This is a genomic window from Benzoatithermus flavus, assembly GCF_037908215.1.
In the GTDB taxonomy this organism is placed as follows: Bacteria; Pseudomonadota; Alphaproteobacteria; order Geminicoccales; family Geminicoccaceae; genus Benzoatithermus; species Benzoatithermus flavus.
The window spans coordinates 1-3,285 of sequence record NZ_JBBLZC010000055.1 but is presented as its reverse complement, the minus strand read 5'-3'; the positions used below and the strand labels follow the sequence as shown (position 1 = coordinate 3,285).

The 3,285-nt window shown below is 57.4% G+C and carries 3 tRNA genes and 1 rRNA gene; all 4 read left to right on the top strand.

The features are described 5' to 3' along the window. The first annotated feature begins 47 nt into the window (after nt 1-47). A tRNA-Lys gene (locus tag U1T56_RS23925) sits at nt 48-123 on the top strand. A gap of 4 nt (nt 124-127) precedes the next feature. Further along, a tRNA-Gly gene (locus tag U1T56_RS23920) sits at nt 128-199 on the top strand. 5 nt (nt 200-204) lie between these two features. Then, nucleotides 205-280: transfer RNA gene (locus U1T56_RS23915), tRNA-Ala, on the top strand. Nucleotides 281-459: 179 nt separating this feature from the next. Beyond that, nucleotides 460-3,285: ribosomal RNA gene (locus U1T56_RS23910) — 23S ribosomal RNA — on the top strand; the annotation flags it as partial.

Here is a 3,285-nt window from a genome sequence, read left to right as displayed (position 1 = left end):
CTAGTAGAGGAAGGGACATCGTTCACTGTGAGTGTATACCTAACCATGAGCCATTAGCTCAGTAGGTAGAGCATCTGACTTTTAATCAGAGGGTCGGAGGTTCGAGTCCTCCATGGCTCACCATAGCGCGGAAGTAGTTCAGTGGTAGAACACCACCTTGCCAAGGTGGGGGTCGCGGGTTCGAGTCCCGTCTTCCGCTTGGGCGGGGCCTTAGCTCAGCTGGGAGAGCGCCTGCTTTGCACGCAGGAGGTCATCGGTTCGATCCCGATAGGCTCCACCACTTTTCTTGATTCGTTCCTTGAAAACTAGATAACCGGAAAAGCGGAGGCGAGTGTTTCGCCGCGATGGGCAAATGTTCTTCGCCCGCAGGGGTGCTGGCACCCGGAAGGCGAAGGTTATTTGACCCCGAGCGGCGGCGAGCCGACGCTAGACAATAAGGAAGAAGCCGAGAGCGCTGTAGGTTAAGCTAGAAAGGGCGCACGGTGGATGCCTTGGCACTAGGAGCCGATGAAGGACGGGGCAAACGCCGAAACGCTCCGGGGAGCTGTAAGCAAGCGTTGATCCGGAGATGTCCGAATGGGGGAACCCACTGTCCGTAATGGGGCAGTATCCATGCCTGAATCCATAGGGCATGGAGGGCACACCCGGGGAACTGAAACATCTTAGTACCCGGAGGAGAAGAAAGCAAACGCGATTCCCTGAGTAGCGGCGAGCGAAACGGGAACAGCCCAAACCAAGAGGCGTGCCTCTTGGGGTTGTAGGACCGCTCATTGTGGGAGTGAGAAAGGAACGGGGTAGACGAACCGGTCTGGAACGGCCGGCCAGAGAAGGTGACAGCCCTGTAGTCGAAACTTCGTTCCCTCCCGAGCGGATCCTGAGTACGGCGGGACACGGGAAATCCCGTCGGAAGCAGGGAGGACCATCTCCCAAGGCTAAATACTCCCTAGTGACCGATAGTGCACCAGTACCGTGAGGGAAAGGTGAAAAGCACCCCGGAAGGGGAGTGAAAGAGAACCTGAAACCGTGTGCCTACAAGTAGTCAGAGCGCGTTCATGCGTGATGGCGTGCCTTTTGTAGAATGAACCGGCGAGTGACGATGGCGTGCGAGGTTAAGCCGAAGAGGCGGAGCCGCAGCGAAAGCGAGTCTGAACAGGGCGAAAAGTACGTCGTCGTCGACCCGAAACCAGGTGATCTACCCATGTCCAGGGTGAAGGCCGGGTAACACCGGCTGGAGGCCCGAACCCACGCACGTTGAAAAGTGCGGGGATGAGGTGTGGGTAGGGGTGAAATGCCAATCGAACTTGGAGATAGCTGGTTCTCCCCGAAATAGCTTTAGGGCTAGCCTCGGGATGGAGAGTGTTGGAGGTAGAGCACTGATTGGGCTAGGGGCCCTCATCGGGTTACCGAACCCAGTCAAACTCCGAATGCCAACGACTTATGCCCGGGAGTCAGACTGCGAGTGATAAGATCCGTGGTCGAGAGGGAAACAGCCCAGATCGCCAGCTAAGGCCCCAAAGTGCACGTTCAGTGGAAAAGGATGTGGAGTTGCAAAGACAACCAGGATGTTGGCTTAGAAGCAGCCACCATTTAAAGAGTGCGTAATAGCTCACTGGTCGAGTGACTCTGCGCCGAAAATGTACCGGGGCTAAACGTGCCGCCGAAGCTGCGGGATGACCGTTGGTCATCGGTAGGGGAGCGTTCTAAGGGCGTTGAAGCCAGACCGGAAGGACTGGTGGAGCGCTTAGAAGTGAGAATGCCGGTATGAGTAGCGAAAACAGAGGTGAGAATCCTCTGCGCCGAAAGCCTAAGGGTTCCTGAGGAAGGTTCGTCCGCTCAGGGTTAGTCGGGACCTAAGCCGAGGCCGAAAGGCGTAGGTGATGGACAACAGGTTGAGATTCCTGTACCACCTCCTTCCCGTTTGAGCGATGGGGGGACGCAGGAGGATAGGGCGAGCAGGCGGCTGGAAGAGCCTGTCCAAGCCGCAAGGCTGATCCGTAGGCAAATCCGCGGATTGTAAGGCCAAGCGGTGATGGCGACGGAGTCATCCGGAAGTCCCCGATTTCACACTGCCAAGAAAAGCCTCTAGCGAGGGAAGAGGTGCCCGTACCGCAAACCGACACAGGTAGGCGAGGAGAGAATCCTAAGGCGCGCGGGAGAACTCTCGTTAAGGAACTCGGCAAAATGACCCCGTAACTTCGGGAGAAGGGGTGCTCGTTTGGGTGAAGAGCCCGAACGAGCCGCAGTGAAAAGGCCCAAGCGACTGTTTATCAAAAACACAGGTCTCTGCGAAGCCGAAAGGCGACGTATAGGGGCTGACACCTGCCCGGTGCTGGAAGGTTAAGGGGAGCGCTTAGCGGAAGCGAAGGTGCGAACCGAAGCCCCAGTAAACGGCGGCCGTAACTATAACGGTCCTAAGGTAGCGAAATTCCTTGTCGGGTAAGTTCCGACCCGCACGAAAGGTGTAACGACTTGGGCGCTGTCTCAACGAGAGACCCGGTGAAATTATACTACCTGTGAAGATGCAGGTTACCCGCGACAGGACGGAAAGACCCCGTGGAGCTTTACTGCAGCCTGATATGGAATTTTGGTATCGCTTGTACAGGATAGGTGGGAGCCTGGGAAGCCGGAGCGCCAGCTTCGGTGGAGGCGGCGGTGGGATACCACCCTGGCGGTATTGAAATTCTAACCCGCACCCCTGATCGGGGTGGGAGACAGTGTCAGGCGGGCAGTTTGACTGGGGCGGTCGCCTCCCAAAAGGTAACGGAGGCGCCCAAAGGTTCCCTCAGAATGGTTGGAAATCATTCGGAGAGTGCAAAGGCACAAGGGAGCTTGACTGCGAGACGGACAGGTCGAGCAGGGACGAAAGTCGGGCTTAGTGATCCGGTGGTTCCGCATGGAAGGGCCATCGCTCAACGGATAAAAGCTACCCCGGGGATAACAGGCTGATCTCCCCCAAGAGTCCACATCGACGGGGAGGTTTGGCACCTCGATGTCGGCTCATCGCATCCTGGGGCTGTAGTCGGTCCCAAGGGTTGGGCTGTTCGCCCATTAAAGCGGTACGCGAGCTGGGTTCAGAACGTCGTGAGACAGTTCGGTCCCTATCCGTCGTGGGCGCAGGAAATTTGAGAGGAGCTGTCCTTAGTACGAGAGGACCGGGATGGACGCACCGCTGGTGTACCAGTTGTCCCGCCAGGGGCACCGCTGGGTAGCTATGTGCGGACGGGATAAGCGCTGAAAGCATCTAAGCGTGAAGCCCCCCTCAAGATGAGATTTCCCAATTCGTAA